Raw genomic sequence first — 18,777 nt, 5'->3', positions numbered from 1 at the left:
TGGCTCCTTGAGGGGTTGAGGTTCGCGGTCCGGGGCCTATAGTGACCCCTGATCAGCGCCATAGTGTACAAAAGAGGTCAACTAAGATTGTGGCCTGGTCTGCACAGCGTCCTGGGCCAGCCGTCATGCTCTCTCCCCTCTATCCCAACCCCCGCCATCCCAGCCCCCACTATCCCAGCCCCCGGTACGGTTGCCCCGCCCCCGCCGCCCTATCCTCCGAGCATGGCTTTTCCCGACATTCAGAGCTTCATGCGCCTGCTCGAAGAACGCGGCGAGCTGCTGCGCGTCTCTGCGCCTGTCAGCCACGAGCTGGAAATTACCGAGATCGCGGACCGTCTGGTCAAATCCGGCGGCCCGGCGGTGCTGTTCGAGAACGTGCGCGGCAGCGAGTTTCCGGTGGTCATCGGCCTGATGGGAACGCGCGAGCGCACCGCGTTGGCGCTGGGCGTCAGCGATCTGGACGATCTGGCGGCCAAAGTGCGCGCCCTGATTGACCTGGGCGGCGGCGGCAGCAAACTGGGGCTGCTGAGCAATGTCACCAAGCTGAAAGACGCCATGAACCTGCCGCCGAAACGGGTCAGGACTGGCCCGGTGCAGGACGTGGTGTGGCGCGGCGACGAGGTGGACCTGTCGCGCCTTCCCATCCTGAACTGCTGGCCGCTGGACGGCGGGCCGTTCGTGACACTGCCGCTGGTCATCACCAGAGACCCCGAAACCGGCGAGCGCAACATGGGCATGTACCGCATGCAGGTCATGGGCAAGAACACGACCGGGATGCACTGGCAGCGCCACAAGACCGGGACCAAACATCTGGAAAAGGCCAGGAATCTGGGCCAGCGGTTGCAGGTGGCCGTTGCCATCGGCGGTGATCCGGCGCTGATCTACGCGGCCACCGCGCCGCTGCCCCCCATTCCCGGTCTGGACGAGTTCGCGCTGGCGGGCTACCTGCGCGGGCAGCGCTACCCGGTCACCAAAGGAATAACCGTGGATCTGGACGTTCCCGCCAACGCTGAATTTATCCTCGAAGGCTACGTCGATCCCGCCGAGGACTGGGTCATGGAGGGGCCGTTCGGGGACCACACCGGTTTCTACACGCTGCCGGACCTGTACCCGCTGTTTCACGTCACCGCCGTGACCATGCGCCGTCAGCCCGTGTACCCCGCCACCATCGTGGGCCGACCGCCGATGGAGGACGCCTTCCTGATCGAAGCCTCCGAGCGGCTGTTTCTTCCCGCCGCGCAACTGATCATTCCTGAAATCGCCGACTACCATATGCCCCCTGCCGGGGTGGCGCACAACCTGGTCTTCGTGAGCATCAAGAAGGGCTATCCGGGGCAGGCGTACAAGGTGGCCAACGGCCTGTTCGGGCTGGGGCAGATGATGTTCGCCAAGGTGATTGTGGTGCTGGATGAGGGCGTGCCAGTTTCCGACTTTGAAGCGGTGTGGCGCGAGGTGGCTGCCAAAGCTGTGCCGGGCCGCGACACCCTGACCACGCGCGGCCCCACCGACGTGCTGGACCACAGCAGCCGGGGCTGGGGCTACGGCGGCAAACTGATCATCGACGCCACCACCAAGCGCCCCGAGGAAATCGGCGGGGCCGAGTCCAGCCGTGACCTTCAGGCCGGTGATCTGGCCCGCGAGGAGGCGTTCAGGCCGCACGCCGCCGCCGAATTACCGGACTTTAAAGGCGTGGTGGCCCAGCGGCAGAGCGAAGATGGGTACTGGCTCGTCGCCCTGAAAAAGACCCAGCCCGGTCAGGCGCAGGAGCTGGCGCGGACCTTCGCCGCCCACCCTGCCGCCGCCGGAATCCGTCACCTGCTGATCTGCGACGAATTCACCGATGTGCACAACATTCAGGACGTGTGGTGGACCATCCTGAATAACATTGACCCGGAGCGGGATGTCGTGCAGCACGCCAGTCTGCTGGCCTGGGACGGCGCGCGCAAACTGCCTGAGGAAGGCTTCGTGCGCCCCTGGCCTCCCAAAATCACGATGGACCCGGCAGTGGTGGAGCGGGTGAACGCCTTGTGGCACGTCTACGGATTGCCGGAGCAGTGGCGCTAGACCGTCCATTCGTTCCTCAGAGCAACAAAAAACAGATCAGGACGGGGATGAAGCCGTCCTGACCTGCCTGCCGTCAAGGAGCGATGTCACCAGCGGTACAGCACCTTCGATTTGCTGGTGATCACGTTGCCCTGCACGGCGCTCTGCACGGTCTGGCCGTCGTAGCGGTTGATCAGGTCCGCCATCAAGTCGCTGACGGTGTCGACCATGCCCGACATCATCTCGCCGTCACCGAACATCATGTCTATGTCGTCCCTGCTGTCCACCTGGGACGGCATCCGGGGCGTCGTCGCGCGGCCCTTGCCCGATTTGCCGGGGGTGGCCGGAACAGCGGTAGTACTCACATCCACCCCTGCCGTGTCCGTGTCTTTCATGTCCGTACCGGCCCCGTCGTCCATGCCCAGATTGCTCAGGATGGCCCTGGCGATCTCCTCGCCGCTGAGGTCCCCTGGGTTGGGGACGTAGGTCCACCCGACGGAGAAGCGCGGGTTGATTCCGGCGGCTATAAAGGCTGCGTCCTGCGCCAGTGGCGCGGCACCCCCGTCCAGCGCGGCGTCCAGTGCTTTCTGGCTGAAGGCCGTGATCAGGTAGTCGCCCCGGAAGGCATAGACCATCTTGAGGTCGCCTAGCATGGCGTCCACCGCCTTGAAGCTGCTGGACAGCGCCATGCCGCCCGCCAGGCTGACCGCGCCCAGTTCACCGGGAATGGCGGCGGCCAGACCGCCCGCGCTGTCTTTCTGCAGCAGTTTCTTCAAGCCGTCCGCTGCCCCCGCGATGGCCGCGTTCACGCTCTGCGCGTATTCGGGCATCTGTGCCTAGGCGGCGTTCAGGTCCGCGACGCGCTGGTAACTCACGCTGTAGTCCAGGCTGGACAGCGGATTGCCAGCGTTCAGGCCCGACTTCATGCCCCCGGCCAGCGTGACCCGCGCGCATTCGTGGCCCAGCCACGCCGCCGAGCGTTCCAGGTGGCTGGCGAGCTGGCTGTCGCTTAAAAAGCCCAGCGGATCAAGCAGGTGGATCAAGCAGGTCCACGCGCGTCAGCCAGCGGCCTAGGTACGCGCCGGATTCGGGATGGCAGGCCGAGGCCATCACGGCCTCTGTATCAGCGGGAATGATGTCCTGCACGGTAAAATCGGTGCTGTCGGTCAGCATGCGGTACAGCGGTTTGTCCCTGCCCTGCGCGTTGGCGGCGTGAGCGGAGGATGCAGTCAATCCCCCGGCGCTGGTGGTGAAGCCCGCCGCGTACTGCCCCAGCGTGTCCAGCGCGTCCACCAGGGGCGAGAGCAGGCGCGGCAGCTTGATGGCCCTGTCCAGCGCCCCGCGAATGACCTTGGCGGTGGCCGAGAAGTTGAGAAACAGCGACAGCTCCTGCTGGCCCATCGCCCGCTGCGGCACGGTGTAGGCCGCCGAGTTCATCAAGCGGGGGGCCGTCTTGCCGCTCAGGCGGCCCAGGTAGCCCATCAGCAGGTCCTTGTTGGTGGAGACGTACACCAGCCCGTTCGCCATCCCCGCAAACGTCTTGCCCTGCTGCGAGAAGGTGTAGTCGCCCACCCGCGCTCCCTTTTTCGGCTCCATCAGGCTGCTGAAGAACTCGCCGGAGAGCTTATCCACCCGTGAAACCGCCAGCAGTTCCGGCGAGAAGGTACCGCCCGCATTGCCCACCGAAAAGACGCCTGCCACGGCTTCCTGGCCCAGCGAACCCTTGAGGATCTGCTGAAAGCCGCCGATCATCTGGCCGCCCTGTTCCTCGCCCACCACGCCGCGCGCCGCCGAGACCAGCAGTCCGGCGAAGCAGTCAATCGCCCCGCCTGCGTTCCGCGTCTCCAGCGTCAGCAGCGCCCCGGCGGGCAACTGCTCGGACAGGGAGGGGGCGCGGGCGGTGGAGGCTGTGCCCAGCAGGAGGGCCGTCAGAAGCAGAGCATTTTTCACCCTTACATCATAGGGAAACTGGCCGGAGGATGAATCAGGAATTAGATGTATGTGGCTCTCACCCCTGATAGATGAATAGGGGGTGAGCAGGCCGTCTTGCCTCATGCGGGCAACTTCAGCCCAGCGGAGGCCAGCAAGCCGTCTTACAGTGGATGGCGGGCGTCTCGGTGCGGATCTTCATTTCTGCGTTACCGGCAGGTAATTCAGCAGGTCCAGAAACGGCGGTTTGATCCCTGCCTGCCGCAACAGCACGGCAATCTGCGCGGTGTGGCGCATCTCGTGAATCAGGACATGCCACAGCAGGCCGTCTACGGTAAAGCGTTCCTCGCCCTCCGAGCCGTTCACCACGACTTCGCGGGCCAGTTCTGCGGGCGTCAGACGGCCCAGATACGTCTGGGTGCTAGCCTCTACCTGTCGCCAGTAGTCCAGCAACGCCTCCAGGGGAAAGGCGGCATAGACCGGGCCGTCCTCTGCCCCCTGTATGGCCGGGACCCTCTCCCAGACGGGCGCGTCGGCCAGCAAGTCCTCATGAATCCAGGAATCCTCCACTGCCGGAATGTGCAGCACCAGATCCTTGATGGAGTGGAAGCGGCTGCCGGACAGCACGGGTCTGGACAGCACCTCGTCGGGCGTGGCTTCCAGGGCGGCCCACAGGTCACGCCGGGCGCGGGTCAGGTAGCTATAGGTTTCGGGAATATTCACGGCAGCACGATCCTCGGCTCCGGCCCCTTGCCGCGTGCCAGGCGCTGGACCTCACGCAGGGTGGCCTCGCCGCCTACCTGGACGCCATGCTTGCGGAAGGAAGTCGCCAGGCTCTGGGCGTCGCGGCGCAGCAATTCGGAGAAGTTGGGGTTCTGGCGGGTGGTCAGTTGCGGAAAGTCGATGATAATCACGGTGTTCTCCCACCACAGCAGGTTGTAGGTGCTGTAGTCGCCGTGCGCGTAGCCCAGCCGCAGCATGTCGGCCAGACCCTGCATGGCTTGTTTCCAGGCACTCCCAGCTTCTTCGGGGGTCAGTCGGGCGTCGCTCAGGCGCGGGGCCACACTGTCCTCGCTGCCGATCAGGCGCATCAGCACGGCGGGGGCAGTGGAGGCGCAGATCTTGACGTTGGGGCCGACCAGCGGTTCGGGAACGCTCAGGCCCGCCCGCCACAGCGTCCACAGGTGCGCGTACTCGGCGCTGACCCAGCCTTCCTGAAGCATCTCCAGCCCCTTGCGGCTGCGCCCCTGCATGGCCCTCTTGGCGCGTTCGTCCAGAATGACCTGGCCCTCGCGGTACACGGCGTCGTTCTTGAAACTGCGGGCTTCCAGTTCGCGGTACAGCTTGACCAGCACGCTGCCGCGCGGGCCACGGGCCACATAGGCGGTGGCCTCCTTGCCGCTTTTGAGTTCGGCGACGATCTCGGTGATGTGTCCGGTATCGATCAATCGGCGAATGGTGTCGTCCGCGATCTGGTCTGGGTTCTCGGCGGTCAGGTCGTCCAGTCTGCGGCGGCCCAGCAGCTTTTTTGTCCTGAACTTGCTGCGGCGCTCCGGCGTGGTGTCCGCGCCTTCCAACTCGGCATCGAGCCAGCGGGCGTTCATGGGTGCCTCTGAAAACTAGGCCAGCATGTATCCGAGAGCAGGGGCAGCAGTACGGCTTGGATCAGCACAATGACTCCGATTTGCGGGGGCTGGGGTTTCTCTCCTCTGGGCCTCTGGAAATTGGGTGATGTTGATTTCAGTCATACGCGCACCTCCTTTTCGGTGATGGCCAGAGCGTAGCAGGCAATGGGCCGCTGTAGGCCATCCGGCTTACTCGCACGCAGACCGAACTCGGGACGACTGAAACCGCCGCAACTGGACACAACGAAACCGCGCCCCCCTAAGTAGGAGAAGGCGCGGTTTGCTTGAACCTGTTCTGGATGTGATGCTTGGGGAAGTCGGTGCTTCCTCCGGGCTGGACTGCGAACACACCATCGGCGCTCCCGTTCCGGTATGAGCATAATACGCCGCAGACGTAATCCTGTCAAGCCTCTCTGTGTATGGGATCTGAGTATAAGGTGGGGCGGATACCCAGGACCGGCGTTGGGCGGCAGGAATAGCTCTTATTCACCCGGCGCATATTCAGCGGCTGCGCCATTTGGCCTAGAGCCTGAAGTGGCATTTTTCCGGTGACCACCCCATGCTGTCACCATGACTCCCGCCGCCTGCATCCAGCTTCGCCCACCCCGGTCCCAAGACGCCTTTGTGGCCGCGCTGCTGCTGAACAGCACGCAGGAGCCGCACTTTCACGCCACCGCCGCAGGGCTGCGAACCGCCTTCGGGCAGCGTCCGAACGATTATGTCGTCAGTGAAATGGAGGGACAGGTCACCGGGCTGGCCTCGCTGTGGCTGCCGGATGTTCATCCCACGCACGGCTGGCTGGGCCTGCACATCCATCCCGATTGCCGTGCAGACGGGACGGCACAGGCGCTGCTGAACCACCTCGCCGGGCAGGTGCGGAAAGCTGGGCGCGGCCACCTGTGGACCAGCGTGCGCGAGGATTACCTGTCTGCCTGGCCCGATCTGGAGGCGCTGGGCTTCCGGGAGATTCACCGCACGTTTGGCGGGGGTTTTCATCTGCGCGGCTGGGCGGCTTCGGCGCGGACCCTGGATCTTCAGCTTGAGGCCGACGGCTACACCGTGACCGCCGCCGCTCCATTTCAGCAGGACGCGCGCCTGCACGCCCTGTATGCCCTGACCCGCGCGGACAAAGTGCTGGCCCTGCCCACCATTCCTGCCGCCAGCGACGCCCTGACGGGTGGGGACGGAACCGACGAGGACACCCTCTGGAATGCCGCGCACATCGCCTGGCAGGCCGGGGAGCCGGTGGGCTTATCGTTGCCCGAGCGCTCGCGCCTGCACGCCTGGAACGCCGTGCTGATCGTCCACCCGGCGCACCGGGGGCGGGGACTGGCCACGGCGCTGCTGGCCCGGACCGCACGTCAGCTTCAGGCCAACGGCGTAGACTTCCTGAACGTCGCGGGCAGCAGTCAGGACAGTGCTTACCTGGGCGTGTTGCGCCGTCTGGGCGCGAACATCGAGCCGGACTGGATCGCTCACGAAGCACAGTGCACGGAGCAGCCCGCATGAATATCCGCCCCTTCCAGAACGCCGACGCCCCTGCCGTCGCCCGCCTCGTCACCGACAGCGTGCGGGGCCACTGGACCTATCCGCCGGAACGCTTCCGGGAAAGCGCCGATCCGCTGCGCCGCCGCCTCGTCGCGGTGCAGGGGCAGCAGGTGATCGCCACCGCCCATCTGCGGCCCTTCGGGGACGCCACGCCGGACGCCCTGCGCCTGGATCTGGCCGGGGATGGGGCCGCCTTCACGCCGCTGTATCTGGCGCATCTGGCCGATCTGCCCCCCGGTTTCTCGCGGCTGCTGGGCGTGACGCGCGAGGACTTCAGCGAGCAGATGGAATTCTTCCACGCGGCGGGCTTCCGCAATGCCTGGCAGTCCTGGGGCGCGCATCTGGAGCTGGCAAATTTCGATTTCGCCGCCTTTCAACCGCTGGAAGAACGCCTCTTTCTCAGGGGCTACGAGATCGAGCAACTGCCGCCGGACGCGCCGGAGGCGGACTGGGCCGCGCTGTACGCGCTGCATGAACGCGGGGTGGCCGACGCGCCGCGCAATCCCACCACCACGCCCGAACCCCTGACCGGGGCAGGATTGCGCGAGATGATCGTGCGCGAGGAAGCCGTGTTCATGGTGCGCTGGCGCGGCGAGATCGTGGCCCTGACCCGGCTGAGCCCGCGTGGGTCAGAGGTAGAGAGTGAGAACACCGTGACCCACCCGGACCACCGCTCACGCGGACTGGCGACGCTGGTCAAGGCCCGCGCCCTGGCCTGGGCCAGAAGGGAAAGGCGGCTCAGGGCGGGCACGGGCGGCACCGTGCTGAACCTGCCGATGCTGCGTGTGAATACCCGGCTGGGCTACCGCGTGGAGCGCATGTGGGTGACCTGGGAACTGGCGCTACCGGAACCGCGCGGATCATCCGGCCCCTGCGTGGATTAGCGTTGACTCAAGGTTGGCTCAACGGGCGTGCTGGATGGAGTGACCCTCAGAAAAACTGGCCCTCTAGAATGCAGGCCATGTCGGAGAGTGCTCTGCGCGAACAGAGGCTGGAGGCCGCGCGCCGCCGGGGCTACCTGGTGCTGTGCGCGTGTTCGGTGGCTATTCACGCGGCCATCGCCGCCCAAGAACTGCCGCACGGCAACTGGCGGGCTGCGCTGGTGGCCCTGCTGAGCGCCGCACTGCTGCCCGCCATCCTGAGCCGCCAGGTCTCGGCGCAGCGGCTGGATACGCTGGTGGTGTGGGCAGCGAATTTGGGAGCCGCCTATTTCCTGTGGGACTTTTACGGACGTGATCTGAGGCTGGGGGCGCGGGAATCGCTGACGGTCCCGCTCTTTTTTGCGGTGTGGCTCGGTCTGCTGCCGCTGCGACAGGCCGCGCTGCGCGGCGGACTGCTGTACATGGCGCTGGCTGCGCTGGTGCTGCGCCACTGGCCCACCGATCCGGTGCCGCTGCTGTACACCGGGTTCCTGATGTTTCTGATCGGGCAGATGACGGTGGCCGGGCGACAGATTCAGCAGGAGCTGTCGCGCACCGCGCGTTACGCGGACCTGGCCCTGACTGATCCGCTGACCGGTCTGCTCAACCGCCGCTCGCTGGAACGGCGGCTGGAGGACCATTACGGGCCGCAGACCAGTTCGGTTCGGCCCGTTGCCATGACCCCGCCCGCACCCGGCGAGGGGACTGCGCCCATCGGACTCCTGCTGATCGACATCGATCTGTTCAAGGCGGTCAACGACACCCACGGCCACGAGACCGGCGACCAGGTGCTGGTGGCTGCGGGGCAGACGCTACGGGCCTGCGCCCGGTCCGGCGATCTGGTGGCCCGCTGGGGCGGCGAGGAATTCGTGCTGCTGGTGGCTGCGGGCGAGCGGGCCGTGCTGGAACATATCTGCGGGCGCATTCGCCGCACGCTGGCCGAGCAGGACTGGCCGGAGGCGTTGCCCCGCGTCACGGTCAGCGTCGGCGCGGCCCTGGCTAGCGAGGCCCACGACGCGGCGGGATTGCTGAATCTGGCGGACCGCCGCCTGTACCGCGCCAAGCACGCGGGCCGCGCCCGTATGAACATGGACGATGTGCAGGCCGCTGATCTGTCCGGCGACGCCCTGGCCCTCAGCGCCGCGCTGCCGGAACTGACCTCCTCGCGCTAGCCCGGCGGCTGGACTGCTAGCCCGGCGGCTGGACTGCGGAAACGCTGGCACGCGGGGACAATTCAGCCCGCTGGCGTGGCCTAGACTGCGGCGGTCTCTGGCAGGCGGCCCCTGTTCTGTAAGTTCTGCTCTCTGGGTTCTGTTCTCTGAGTTCTGTTCTGTAAGTTTTGGCCGCTGCCGCCGCACATTCACCAAGGAGTTGCCCCATGTCCCCCCCCACCTCCCGCCGGACGCTGCTCGGCGCTGCCCTTGTCACTGTCCTCACTGCTGGCCTCACTGCTGGGCTGAATTCGCCCGCGCTGGCCCAGCAGATGGACCACAGCATGCCCATGCCCGCTCCGACGGCTAAAAAGTCTGCTGGCACGCTGCCGCTCAGGGCCATGAATGCCACTGTGGTGGCCGTGCCGCCCATGATCAGGGAAACCAGTGTCTTCGGCACCCTGATCAACACGGGTCAAACGCCGATTGTGATCAGCGGCGTGCGGGCTACCGTCGCCGGACAGGGCCTGCTGATGGTCACCAGGAAATCGGCTGGCGGCATGCAGGGCATGAGTATGACTGCGGCGCTGACCATTCCCGCCGGGGGCAAGCTGCTCCTGAGCGACACTGGCGATCACCTGATGCTGATGAAGCTCAAGCGCCCGCTGAAAGTCGGTGAAACCCTGACCCTGACCCTGAGCGCCCCCGACGGACGGACCTTTGCCCTCAAGGCCACCGTCAGGAGGCCCTGAGCGTATGACCGAGTTGCCCGCATCCTCTGAAATCCAGGCCGCGCCCGCTCGCCCGTGGTACGTGTCGGCGCTGCTGGCGCTGCTGGCGGTGGCGCTGCTGCTGGGCGCGGCCTGGGTCTTTGCGCGCGTCAAGAGTCCCTACCCCTTTTACGGCACGGCGTATAACGCTGGCACGGCGGCGGCGGGTTTCAAGGGAACCGATCAGGACGGGCGGCCCTACGCCTTCGTGCCGGGCGACGGCAACCGGGTCACGGCGCTGTTCTTCGGCTTCACGCACTGCCCCAACATCTGCCCGCTGACGCTGGCGTACCTGGACAGGGTGAAAGCGGCCCTGCCCGAGGGCGAGCGTGACCGGTTTCAGACTGTGCTGGTCAGCGTGGACCCGGCCCGTGATACGCCGGAGCGCCTCAAGCAGTACGTGGAATATTTCGGCAAGGCCGAGGGCATCCGCATTCCCGAACCCGCCCTGAGCGAGGTGGCGCGCGAGTACGGTGTGGGCTACCAGCGGGTGGAGGTCGGGGGCGCGGACTACCAGATGAACCACACCACCGCCACCTACCTGATCGACGGTGCAGGCAAATTGCGCCTGCTGTGGGACTACACCCAGTTGCCGCAGGTGGACCGTGTGGTGGCCGACGTGCGGCAGGTGCTGGAGACCTCCCAGTGAACACGCCACCTCCCGTCAACCTCGATCCCACGCTGGCTGATCTGCTGATCCCGGCCCCCGATCTGCTGTTCCTGATCCCCACACTGCTGGTGGCCGGATACTACCTCTGGCGCTTTATCGTCTCGCGCCGCAGCCCCGAGGGCCGCGCCCGCTGGCCGGTCTGGCGGGCCGTGCTGTTCGCGCTGGGCCTGGTGCTGCTGCTGCTGACCACCCAGAGCCGCGCCGCCACGCTGACGGGCAGCAGCATGGCGCTGTACATGGGCCGCCTGATGCTGTTGGCCGAAGTGGTGCCGCCGCTGCTGGTGCTGGGCATTCCGAGGGGCGTGAAGATCAATCCGCGTGGCGCGGTGGCCCGCACGCTGGGCGTCCTGCTGGACCCGTGGGTGGCGCTGGCGGTGTGGGCCGCCGTGATCATCTTCTGGAACGTGCCCGCCGGGTTCAATGCCAGCGTGGTCACCAACACCGCCGCCGCGCTGCTGCCCGCGCTGTACCTGCTGAGCAGCCTGCTGGTCTGGAGCGTCATTCTGCGCCCGCTGCCCAACGTGCAGCCCGCCGGGATGGGATCGCGCGGAGGCTTTGGCCTGCTGGCGGCGCTGCCGATGATGTCGGTGGCCTCGGTGTGGCTGTACGCGCCCAACGTGCTGTACACGCCCTACGTGAACGCGCTGTGCCTGTGGAACCTCTCGCCGCTGCAAAATCAGCAGTTGTCGGGCTGGATCATGATGCTGGCTGGGATTCCCGCCCTGGCACTGGCATTCATTCAACTCTTCCAGTGGCTGGTGGAATTGACCGGGGGCAACGAGGCGACGCCGCCCACCTGAGCACAGCCATTTTTTCCCATCCTTCGCCCGGTCAAACGGCGATTGGATGGGGTTTTTAATGGGCTGCGTTACGAGGTCAGCCCGCCGCTGCACTGCAAGGTGGTGGCGGTCACGTAGGAGGCCGCCGGGCTGAGAAGCCAGACGATGGCCTCCGCGATTTCCTCGGGGGCGGCCAGACGGCGCAGCGGAATCCTGGGGGCCACGCGCGCTGGGCGGTCCGGTTCGCCTGCTGCCGCGTGAATGTCAGTCAGGGTCATGCCGGGGGCGACTCCGCAGACCCGGATGCCCTGCGGCGCAACTTCGCGGCCCAGGCCCACCGTGAAAGCGTCCACGGCGGCCTTGCTGGCGGCGTAATGCACGTATTCGCCGGGGCTGCCCGTCTGCGCCGCGCCGGAGGAGACATTGACGATCACGCCGCGCGTGCCGGACGCCTGCCAGCGCCGCAGCGCCTCCTGAGCGCAGAACATCACACCCAGCACGTTGGTGTCGAGCACGGCCTCCAGTGCTTCCGGGCGCACTGCCGCGAAGGGGCCGAGCCCGCCCGTGATCCCGGCGTTGTTGACCAGAAAATCCACTGGCCCCAGCCCCGCCTCTGCTTCATCGAAGATGCGCCGCACGTCTTTCACTTTGGACACGTCACCCTGTACGACTATCGCCTGTCCGCCCGCCTCCCGGATGTTGGCCACCACGCCATCTGCCGCTGCCGCGTCGTGCAGAAAATTGACGACCACCGCGTAGCCCTGCGAGGCTGCCAGTAGGGCCGTCGCCGCGCCGATGCCCCGGCCCGCGCCAGTGATCAGGAGAATGGGCTGCTCAGATGGGGCTTTCATTCCGTTTTCAGCATGGACAGGTCTGGAGAGCGTCTAGGGTGGGCTGGGTGTGGCATGGCCGGATTGTAAGCCTGCCCCCGCAGAAGGTGAGCCGGGGCAGAGGCTGTTGTGGCCGGAGAGTGGATAATGCCCCCCTAGAGCAAGGGGTCACCCGGCAACCCGCCGATGCCCTACGCTACACACCATGAATTGCGTCCAGTGAGGCGCGAATGGAGGGGAAATGCCTGACAGTGATAGCGAGAGAGTAGCAGCCCATTGTAGGAAGCATCTTGATTTGAAGTCGCTCAAATTGGGCGAGGAATACTTCTATCGAAGCCTGCCGCTCTGCGTTGTAGACTCCGTGTTCTCAATAGGTGTCAACTTTAAGGGCGTACAGAATACAGTCCGTCGCTGTTGTGACTATCTTCAGTCAAAACATGTTAAACCTCAGATAAAAACCCTTAGAGAAAAAGGAAATGAACTCCCTCTAGAAGAAGAACAAATATCCATCGAAAGTTTTCTCAAAGCTCTTGAAGGACTCAGTGTTGAGCAGTTGGCAGATGATGTTTTCGTAAATCGCCAAAGGACCTCTACTAGAAGTGGAATTCTCAAGGCAGATGCTGTTAGGCGTTTTGCGGCTGTTCTCTGTGAAAATGATATTAACTTTTTCCAAGACATCGAAAGGCTTTTGACAAAAGAGTTTGAGACTAAGCTCGCAAAAATTGAAAAGGAGATCTGTGAGATACCGGGACAAAAAAGCGGCATCTCCACAACATATTTTTTCATGCTTGCGGGTTCAGATGACAAAATCAAGCCAGATCGTATGGTGCTTAGATTTCTGGAAGATGCTTTAAGTAGACCGAAGGGAGCTATCGGACTGAGGAAAGCGCAGAATCTCGTTTCGGAGGCTGTGAAACATCTTAAATCAGAGCGTCCTGATCTCAATGCTCGTCTGCTTGACTACGGCATTTGGAGTTTCCAGCGGCAACAACCCAAAAGGAGTCTAAAATGATTCGCAAAGAACGCGCGATTCTGGCGTTGGAAGACGGCACGGTGTACCGGGGCTACGCGTTTGGGCACCGGGGCGAGACCGTGGGCGAGGTGGTCTTCAACACCTCCATGACCGGCTATCAGGAAATCATGACCGACCCCAGCTACAACGGGCAGATCGTGACCATCACGTACCCGCACGTGGGCAACTACGGCGTGGCGATCTACGATATGGAGAGCAACAAGCCTTACGTGCGCGGCTTCATCTCCCGCGAATTTTCCGGCGAGTACAGCAATTACCGCGCGCAGCAGTCGCTGGAAGCCTTTATGCAGCAGTACGGTGTGGTGAGCATCCAGGGCATCGATACCCGCGCGCTGGTGCGGCGGCTGCGGACGGGCGGCGTGGTCAAGGGCGTGATCGCACACCGCTCGTACACCCATCCCAAGGACCCCTACGGTGAGTTCTCCCCGGAAGAGGAGAGCGTGTACGTGCAGCGTGCCAGGGACCATCAGGACATCGACGGCTTCGACATGACCAAGGACGTGACCACCGCCCTGCCCTATGCCTTCCCCACCCTGCGCCACGGCAAGCGCGTGGTTCTCATGGACTTTGGAATCAAGCACACCATCATCGAGCGGCTGTCGGAGGTGGGCATCGAACCCATCGTGGTCCCGGCGCACACCACCCCGGCGCAGGTGATGGCCTTGCAACCGCACGGCCTGTTCCTGAGCAACGGCCCCGGCGATCCGGCCCCGCTGGAATACGCCCACAAGACCGCCTGGGAACTGATGGGCCTGCTGCCCACCTTCGGCATCTGCCTGGGCCATCAGATCCTGGGGCTGGCGGCGGGCGGCCAGACCTTCAAGATGAAATTCGGCCACCGGGGCGGCAACCAGCCGGTCAAGAATCTGCTGACCGGCAACGTGGAAATCACCGCGCAGAACCACGGCTACGCGGTGGACCTGGAGAGCATCCCCAACGGGGCATTTGTCGCCACCCACATCAACCTCAACGACGGCACGCTGGAGGGTATGGCCCACAGCCGCTACCCGGTCTTCAGCGTGCAGTACCACCCCGAAGCCTCGCCGGGGCCGCACGACAGCCGCTATCTATTTGACCGCTTTATTGAAGAAATTGACGCCTTTGATGGCGCAACGGGCACCCCCGCCGAGAAGGCGCTGACCGGGCGACTGGGCGTCTAGCCCCGTTCACCTGCCCGCCTTCAGGTTTTCCAAAGCCCCAACCTGTCTCTTCTTACCGTCCACGCCGCAGCCTTGCATAAGACTGCGGCGTGCCTGTTCCTGCACAATCCAGCGGCGCACCATCCGGCCCCGTTCAGCTCGTCTGGTTCAAGAAGGACCTGCGCGTCGCGGACCATCTGCCGTTGCGCGAGGCGGCGGCGCGTGGGCCAGTGCTGCCGGTGTTCATCTACGAGCCGGAACAGCTTGGGCACGAGGAATTTAGTGGGCAGCACCTGGCGTATCTGAACGACTGTCTACGCGAGTTGGACGGCAAGCTGCGCGGGCTGGGAACGCCGCTGGTCATCCGGCGGGGCGAGGCGGTAGAGGTTCTAGAGAAACTGAGCCGAGAGTTTGCGCTGGGCGGCGTCTGGGCACACCAGGAAACGGGCAACGGCGTGTCCTTTGCGCGGGACAGGCGGGTGCGGGCCTGGGCGCGGGCGCGTGGTGTGCTATTGACCGAGCTGCCGCAGAACGGCGTGGTGCGCGGGATGCGAAACCGCGACGGCTGGGCCGATGCCTGGGAAGAGCGGCTGGGAACACCTCCGCTGCCCGCGCCGGAAAAGCTGTGCGGCACAGCCATTTTGCCCTGCCGGATCATGACCCACTCTGAACTTGGTGTAGAGGCGAACGACAAGACCATCCCCCCCGGCGGCGAATCGGTGGGCCGGGCCACCCTGGATTCCTTTCTGACTGTGCGCGGCGTGAACTACATGCGCGAGCTGAGCAGCCCCCTGAGCGCCGAACACGCCTGCTCGCGCCTGAGCGGGCCGCTGGCTTACGGCACGGTTTCATTGCGCACGGTGGTGGGGGCCACCCGTCAGCGCCTGGCCGCCGTGCGCGGCGACACCTGGGCCGATCCGCGCTGGGTGCGCTCCCTGCGAAGTTACGAAAGCCGCCTGCACTGGCACTGCCACTTCATGCAGCGCCTGGAATCCGAGCCGGGCATGGAGTTTCGCAACCTCAACCGCGCCCTGGACGGCCTGCGCGAGGACGAATGGAATCCGGAATCCTTTGACCGCTGGGCGCACGGGCAGACCGGCTACCCACTCATAGACGCTTGCGTGCGGATGCTGCGGCAGACCGGCTGGCTCAATTTCCGCATGCGGGCCATGCTGGTTTCCTTTGCCAGCCAGCACCTGTGGCTGCACTGGCGGCAGCCGGGCCTGTTCCTGGCGCGGCAGTGGCTGGACAACGAGAGCGGCATCCACTGGTCCCAGATGCAGATGCAGAGTTCCACGGTGGGCATCAACCGCGTCCGCATCTACAGCCCCACCCGGCAGGCCAAAGAGCAGGACCCCGACGGTACTTTTATCCGCCGCTGGGTGCCGGAGCTGGCGGACATTCCAGGCGATTTTCTGCACGCGCCCTGGGAGTGGAGCGGAGCCGCGCGCCTGAATTACCCGCCGCCCATCGTGGACGAGAACAGGGCTGGGCGGCTGGCCCGCGCGCGGATTGCCGCCGCCCGCGCCTCGCCGGAATTCGGCACCGAAGCGAAACGCATTTACCTCAGGCACGGCAGCCGCAAGAAAGCCGCCATCCGCGCGGAAAGGGTTGCGCGGGGACTGCCCGCTAAGCCTGTCAGAAAGACCCTCGCCAAACCCCCAGCCCCCAGGAGAAATCCCATGAGCGATCAACCAGACCTGTTTGGAAACGCCCCCGATGCCGCCAAACCGATCATTCCCGCCGGACTGCCCGAGTCGTGGAAGGCCGCGCTGGAAGGCGAATTCGCCGCGCCGTACTTCCACGAACTCAAGGACTTTCTGGTGGAGGAACGCGCCGCGCAGACCATCTATCCGCCCGCCGCCGACGTGTTCAACGCGCTGCGCTTCACGCCGCTGGATGGGGTCAAGGTCTTCATTCTGGGGCAGGACCCGTACCACGGCCCAGGGCAGGCGCACGGCCTGAGCTTCAGCGTGCGGCCCGGCGTGCGGGTGCCCCCCAGCCTCCAGAACATCTACAAGGAGTTGCAGACCGACATTCCCGGCTTCACGCCGCCGCGCCACGGCTACCTGCGGGCCTGGGCCGAGCAGGGCGTGCTGCTGCTGAACGCCGTGCTGACCGTGCGCGCCGGGCAGGCCAACAGTCACGCCAACAAGGGCTGGGAAGCGTTTACGGACGCGGTCATCAAAGCGGTCAACGCAAAAGAGCAGCGCGTGGTCTTCGTGCTGTGGGGCGCGTACGCCCGCAAGAAGGGCAAGCTGATCACCAACCCCCAGCACGTCATCGTGGAATCCGCTCACCCCAGCCCGCTGAGCGTGACCAAATTCATGGGCACAAGGCCCTTCAGCCGCGTGAACGTCGCGCTGGAGGAGGCCGGGGAAACGCCGATCAACTGGCAGTTGCCGATGCAGGCGGAGGAGTAATGCCCGGACGCACCGAGATGTTGCAGGAGGAATACCTGCACCGCGAGGGCCATGATCCCAGGAAGTTCAAATACTTCTGGCCGGACGGGACGCGCTACAACAACGAGGGCGGCATCGCGCGCATCGCCAGCCTGGCCGTGCCGCCCGCCTACACCGAGGTCTTTGTCTCGCCCGAGGCCGACGCCGAGTTGCAGGCCTTTGGCCGTGATGCCGCCGGGCGCCTTCAGTACCGCTATCACCCCGATTTTGTGCAGGCGGGCGCATTGAAAAAATGGCAGCGGCTGACGCGCTTTGCCATGGCGCTACCAATATTGCGGGACGTGACCACCTCTGACCTGCGCCTTCATGGGTTGCCGCCGCGCAAGATCATGGCTCTCATGACCCGGCTGCTGCACGTCGCGCATTTCCGGGTGGGCAGCGACGCCTACGCCAGGCAGCACAAGACGTACGGCCTCAGCACGCTGCGCCAACGGCATGTTAAGGTGGAGGGCAACACCGTGACCTTTCATTTCCGGGGCAAGCACGGCATCACGCAGCACAAGGCGACGCGCAATCCGGCGCTGGCGAGCAACATCGGCAGGCTGCTGGAGCTGCCCGGCCCGTGGCTGTTCCAGACCGTGGGTGACGAGGGCCGCCGCCGGGTCCACGCGCCGGAGCTGAACACCTACCTCAAAGAAGTGATTGGCCCCTTCACCGCCAAGGACTTCCGCACCTGGGGCGGCACGCTGCTGGCCGCCGAGTACCTGGCCGAGGCAGGCGTGGCCGGGACCGAGCGGGCGGCCCGTAAGGTACTGGTGGACTGCGTCAAACATGTGGCCGAGGATCTGGGCAACACCCCTGCCGTCACGCGGGGCAGTTACATCTGCCCGGTCATCTTTGACCGCTACCTGGAGGGCAAGGTGCTGGACGACTACGAACCGCGCGCCGGACGAGTGAGCGCCGAACTGGAGGGTCTGGGCCGCAGCGAGGTGGCGCTCAAGCGGCTGCTGGAAAGCGAGAAGGCGCTCAAAGTGAAGGGTAAACGGCGGAAAAAAGCCGCCTGATGATGGGCTACGAATCGGTCCAGAACTGGCACCACATCCAGTCTCCCGACGCGGTGCGGATGCTGCTCAGCCCGCGTGACGCCCACTACTTCATGCCCTTTCTGGGTCAGGAACGCACGCTGAGCGAGGCTGCGGATCTGCTGGGCGTGCGGCGCGACACCATGCTGTACCGCGTGCGCCAACTGCTGGCGCTGGAGCTGATTGAGGTGGTCTCTGTCCAGCACGGGCGGGGCCGCCCGGTCAAGCGCTACCGCAGCGTCTCGGACGGCTTCGTGGTGGGCTTTCAGGCGGCGCAGGAGGCCACGCTGCTGGAACTGTTCCTGGCCCGCGACGCGGCGCAGCGCGAGGAGCTAGGGAGCGGGCTGCTGTCGGCGGTGGAGGGGGAACACGGCTGGCACCTGCGGCTGTACAGTGACGGCTCCACCTTCTACTGGGAAGCTGCCCCGGACGATCAACCCGGCTGGCAGAAAGAGGAAATGCTGCGTCCCAGCGCCCCTGCCGCGTGGTACACCAACGATCAGTTGCGTTTGGGCCAAGACGACGCCAAAGCCTTGCAACGTGAGCTGGCCGCCCTGCTGCTGCGCTACCGCGAAAAGCACCGGCCAGACGTGAAACAGGTGCATACGCTTCAGCTCGGCCTCGCGCCGCTGCGTGGGCAGCGGGACAAATGAAGAAACGGCGGACGACCCCTGTGGCCCTCCGCTCCACGATCTGAGGCTTCTGTGGTCTGGGATCGTAAGTGACCGTCCCGTAGACAGTAAACTTGTCAGGATCATTTTCACCCCGTTTAGGGCTTGAGTCAGAGTAGATTTTCCCGCTCCCAGACGATAAAAATTGAGACGATATGGCTAGATATCGTCTCCACCACAGTTTA

18 protein-coding genes are annotated in these 18,777 nt (G+C 65.0%); 12 read left to right on the top strand and 6 right to left on the bottom strand.

Going from position 1 to position 18,777, the window contains the following annotated elements; all coding sequences use genetic code 11:
* The first annotated feature begins 222 nt into the window (after positions 1–222).
* Positions 223–2,064 (top strand): menaquinone biosynthesis decarboxylase, encoded by a 1,842-nt coding sequence (locus Q322_RS0111575; RefSeq protein ID WP_029478069.1) that lies wholly within the window; start codon positions 223–225, stop codon positions 2,062–2,064.
* 86 nt (positions 2,065–2,150) lie between these two features.
* Here Q322_RS0111575 and Q322_RS22465 read toward each other — a convergent pair whose 3' ends face one another.
* The 5 genes from Q322_RS22465 to Q322_RS0111560 form a co-directional block, all read right to left on the bottom strand.
* Positions 2,151–2,873 (bottom strand): hypothetical protein, encoded by a 723-nt coding sequence (locus Q322_RS22465; protein ID WP_084147953.1) that lies wholly within the window; start codon positions 2,871–2,873, stop codon positions 2,151–2,153.
* Between the two features lie 6 nt (positions 2,874–2,879).
* Positions 2,880–3,086 carry a hypothetical protein gene (locus tag Q322_RS22460; protein WP_084147952.1) on the bottom strand — a complete coding sequence of 69 codons (207 nt, stop codon included), beginning with the start codon at positions 3,084–3,086 and terminating at the stop codon, positions 2,880–2,882.
* Positions 3,070–3,993 carry a hypothetical protein gene (locus Q322_RS22455; RefSeq protein ID WP_084147951.1) on the bottom strand — a complete coding sequence of 308 codons (924 nt, stop codon included), beginning with the start codon at positions 3,991–3,993 and terminating at the stop codon, positions 3,070–3,072. Before Q322_RS22455 ends, Q322_RS22460 begins: the two co-directional genes overlap by 17 nt.
* 177 nt (positions 3,994–4,170) lie before the next feature.
* The gene (locus Q322_RS0111565; protein WP_034418421.1) at positions 4,171–4,695 is read right to left on the bottom strand and encodes a DinB family protein; all 525 of its coding nucleotides are present in this window, start codon (positions 4,693–4,695) and stop codon (positions 4,171–4,173) included.
* Positions 4,692–5,576: an RIO1 family regulatory kinase/ATPase domain-containing protein gene (locus Q322_RS0111560; protein ID WP_029478067.1), complete on the bottom strand. Its 885-nt coding sequence runs from the start codon at positions 5,574–5,576 to the stop codon at positions 4,692–4,694. The genes Q322_RS0111565 and Q322_RS0111560 overlap by 4 nt, the downstream gene beginning before the upstream one ends.
* A 591-nt stretch (positions 5,577–6,167) precedes the next feature.
* Between Q322_RS0111560 and Q322_RS0111555 the strand changes: the two genes are divergently transcribed.
* From Q322_RS0111555 to Q322_RS0111530, 6 genes are all read left to right on the top strand, one after another.
* A complete protein-coding gene (locus Q322_RS0111555; protein WP_029478066.1) occupies positions 6,168–7,106 on the top strand; it encodes a GNAT family N-acetyltransferase in 939 nt (312 codons plus the stop codon).
* Positions 7,103–8,029: a GNAT family N-acetyltransferase gene (locus Q322_RS0111550; protein ID WP_051668476.1), complete on the top strand. Its 927-nt coding sequence runs from the start codon at positions 7,103–7,105 to the stop codon at positions 8,027–8,029. The genes Q322_RS0111555 and Q322_RS0111550 overlap by 4 nt, the downstream gene beginning before the upstream one ends.
* A gap of 77 nt (positions 8,030–8,106) precedes the next feature.
* Complete coding sequence (locus Q322_RS24800; protein ID WP_281173645.1) at positions 8,107–9,237, top strand: GGDEF domain-containing protein; 1,131 nt, start codon at positions 8,107–8,109, stop codon at positions 9,235–9,237.
* Between the two features lie 206 nt (positions 9,238–9,443).
* Positions 9,444–9,968, top strand: coding sequence for a copper chaperone PCu(A)C (locus tag Q322_RS0111540; protein WP_029478063.1), 525 nt, complete (start codon positions 9,444–9,446; stop codon positions 9,966–9,968).
* Positions 9,969–9,972: 4 nt separating this feature from the next.
* On the top strand, positions 9,973–10,635 hold the full coding sequence (locus tag Q322_RS0111535; RefSeq protein ID WP_029478062.1) for an SCO family protein: 663 nt from the start codon (positions 9,973–9,975) through the stop codon (positions 10,633–10,635).
* A complete protein-coding gene (locus Q322_RS0111530; RefSeq protein WP_029478061.1) occupies positions 10,632–11,456 on the top strand; it encodes a cytochrome c oxidase assembly protein in 825 nt (274 codons plus the stop codon). Before Q322_RS0111535 ends, Q322_RS0111530 begins: the two co-directional genes overlap by 4 nt.
* A 68-nt stretch (positions 11,457–11,524) precedes the next feature.
* Here the strand turns inward: Q322_RS0111530 and Q322_RS0111525 are convergent, their stop codons facing one another.
* Positions 11,525–12,286: an SDR family oxidoreductase gene (locus Q322_RS0111525; RefSeq protein WP_029478060.1), complete on the bottom strand. Its 762-nt coding sequence runs from the start codon at positions 12,284–12,286 to the stop codon at positions 11,525–11,527.
* Positions 12,287–12,506: 220 nt separating this feature from the next.
* Here Q322_RS0111525 and Q322_RS23365 point away from each other — a divergent pair, with 220 nt between their 5' ends.
* From Q322_RS23365 to Q322_RS21755, 5 genes are all read left to right on the top strand, one after another.
* Positions 12,507–13,277 (top strand): hypothetical protein, encoded by a 771-nt coding sequence (locus Q322_RS23365; protein ID WP_156953016.1) that lies wholly within the window; start codon positions 12,507–12,509, stop codon positions 13,275–13,277.
* Entirely contained in the window at positions 13,274–14,458 is a 1,185-nt protein-coding gene (carA, locus tag Q322_RS0111515; RefSeq protein WP_029478059.1) for a glutamine-hydrolyzing carbamoyl-phosphate synthase small subunit, read from the top strand. Before Q322_RS23365 ends, carA begins: the two co-directional genes overlap by 4 nt.
* A gap of 89 nt (positions 14,459–14,547) precedes the next feature.
* Positions 14,548–16,860 (top strand): uracil-DNA glycosylase, encoded by a 2,313-nt coding sequence (ung, locus tag Q322_RS0111510; protein WP_084147950.1) that lies wholly within the window; start codon positions 14,548–14,550, stop codon positions 16,858–16,860.
* Positions 16,860–17,903: a DNA topoisomerase IB gene (locus tag Q322_RS0111500; RefSeq protein ID WP_029478058.1), complete on the top strand. Its 1,044-nt coding sequence runs from the start codon at positions 16,860–16,862 to the stop codon at positions 17,901–17,903. Before ung ends, Q322_RS0111500 begins: the two co-directional genes overlap by 1 nt.
* Complete coding sequence (locus tag Q322_RS21755) at positions 17,903–18,574, top strand: helix-turn-helix domain-containing protein (protein ID WP_029478057.1); 672 nt, start codon at positions 17,903–17,905, stop codon at positions 18,572–18,574. Before Q322_RS0111500 ends, Q322_RS21755 begins: the two co-directional genes overlap by 1 nt.
* Positions 18,575–18,777 lie beyond the last annotated feature (203 nt).

Source organism: Deinococcus frigens DSM 12807 (assembly GCF_000701425.1).
Classification (GTDB): domain Bacteria; phylum Deinococcota; class Deinococci; order Deinococcales; family Deinococcaceae; genus Deinococcus; species Deinococcus frigens.
Note: the sequence above shows the minus strand (reverse complement) of the source record. Positions and strands in the feature narration are given on the sequence as shown.

What these genes read in the sequence shown, in the direction of transcription:
- Q322_RS23365 (WP_156953016.1), top strand. Translation starts at nt 12,507, where the DNA reads ATGCCTGACAGTGATAGCGAGAGAGTAGCAGCCCATTGTAGGAAGCAT.
- Q322_RS0111500 (WP_029478058.1), top strand. Translation starts at nt 16,860, where the DNA reads ATGCCCGGACGCACCGAGATGTTGCAGGAGGAATACCTGCACCGCGAG.
- Q322_RS0111555 (WP_029478066.1), top strand. Translation starts at nt 6,168, where the DNA reads ATGACTCCCGCCGCCTGCATCCAGCTTCGCCCACCCCGGTCCCAAGAC.
- Q322_RS0111575 (WP_029478069.1), top strand. Translation starts at nt 223, where the DNA reads ATGGCTTTTCCCGACATTCAGAGCTTCATGCGCCTGCTCGAAGAACGC.
- Q322_RS22465 (WP_084147953.1), bottom strand. Translation starts at nt 2,873, where the DNA reads ATGCCCGAATACGCGCAGAGCGTGAACGCGGCCATCGCGGGGGCAGCG.
- Q322_RS21755 (WP_029478057.1), top strand. Translation starts at nt 17,903, where the DNA reads ATGATGGGCTACGAATCGGTCCAGAACTGGCACCACATCCAGTCTCCC.
- Q322_RS0111540 (WP_029478063.1), top strand. Translation starts at nt 9,444, where the DNA reads ATGTCCCCCCCCACCTCCCGCCGGACGCTGCTCGGCGCTGCCCTTGTC.
- Q322_RS0111525 (WP_029478060.1), bottom strand. Translation starts at nt 12,286, where the DNA reads ATGAAAGCCCCATCTGAGCAGCCCATTCTCCTGATCACTGGCGCGGGC.
- Q322_RS24800 (WP_281173645.1), top strand. Translation starts at nt 8,107, where the DNA reads ATGTCGGAGAGTGCTCTGCGCGAACAGAGGCTGGAGGCCGCGCGCCGC.
- Q322_RS0111550 (WP_051668476.1), top strand. Translation starts at nt 7,103, where the DNA reads ATGAATATCCGCCCCTTCCAGAACGCCGACGCCCCTGCCGTCGCCCGC.
- Q322_RS0111560 (WP_029478067.1), bottom strand. Translation starts at nt 5,576, where the DNA reads ATGAACGCCCGCTGGCTCGATGCCGAGTTGGAAGGCGCGGACACCACG.
- carA (WP_029478059.1), top strand. Translation starts at nt 13,274, where the DNA reads ATGATTCGCAAAGAACGCGCGATTCTGGCGTTGGAAGACGGCACGGTG.
- Q322_RS0111535 (WP_029478062.1), top strand. Translation starts at nt 9,973, where the DNA reads ATGACCGAGTTGCCCGCATCCTCTGAAATCCAGGCCGCGCCCGCTCGC.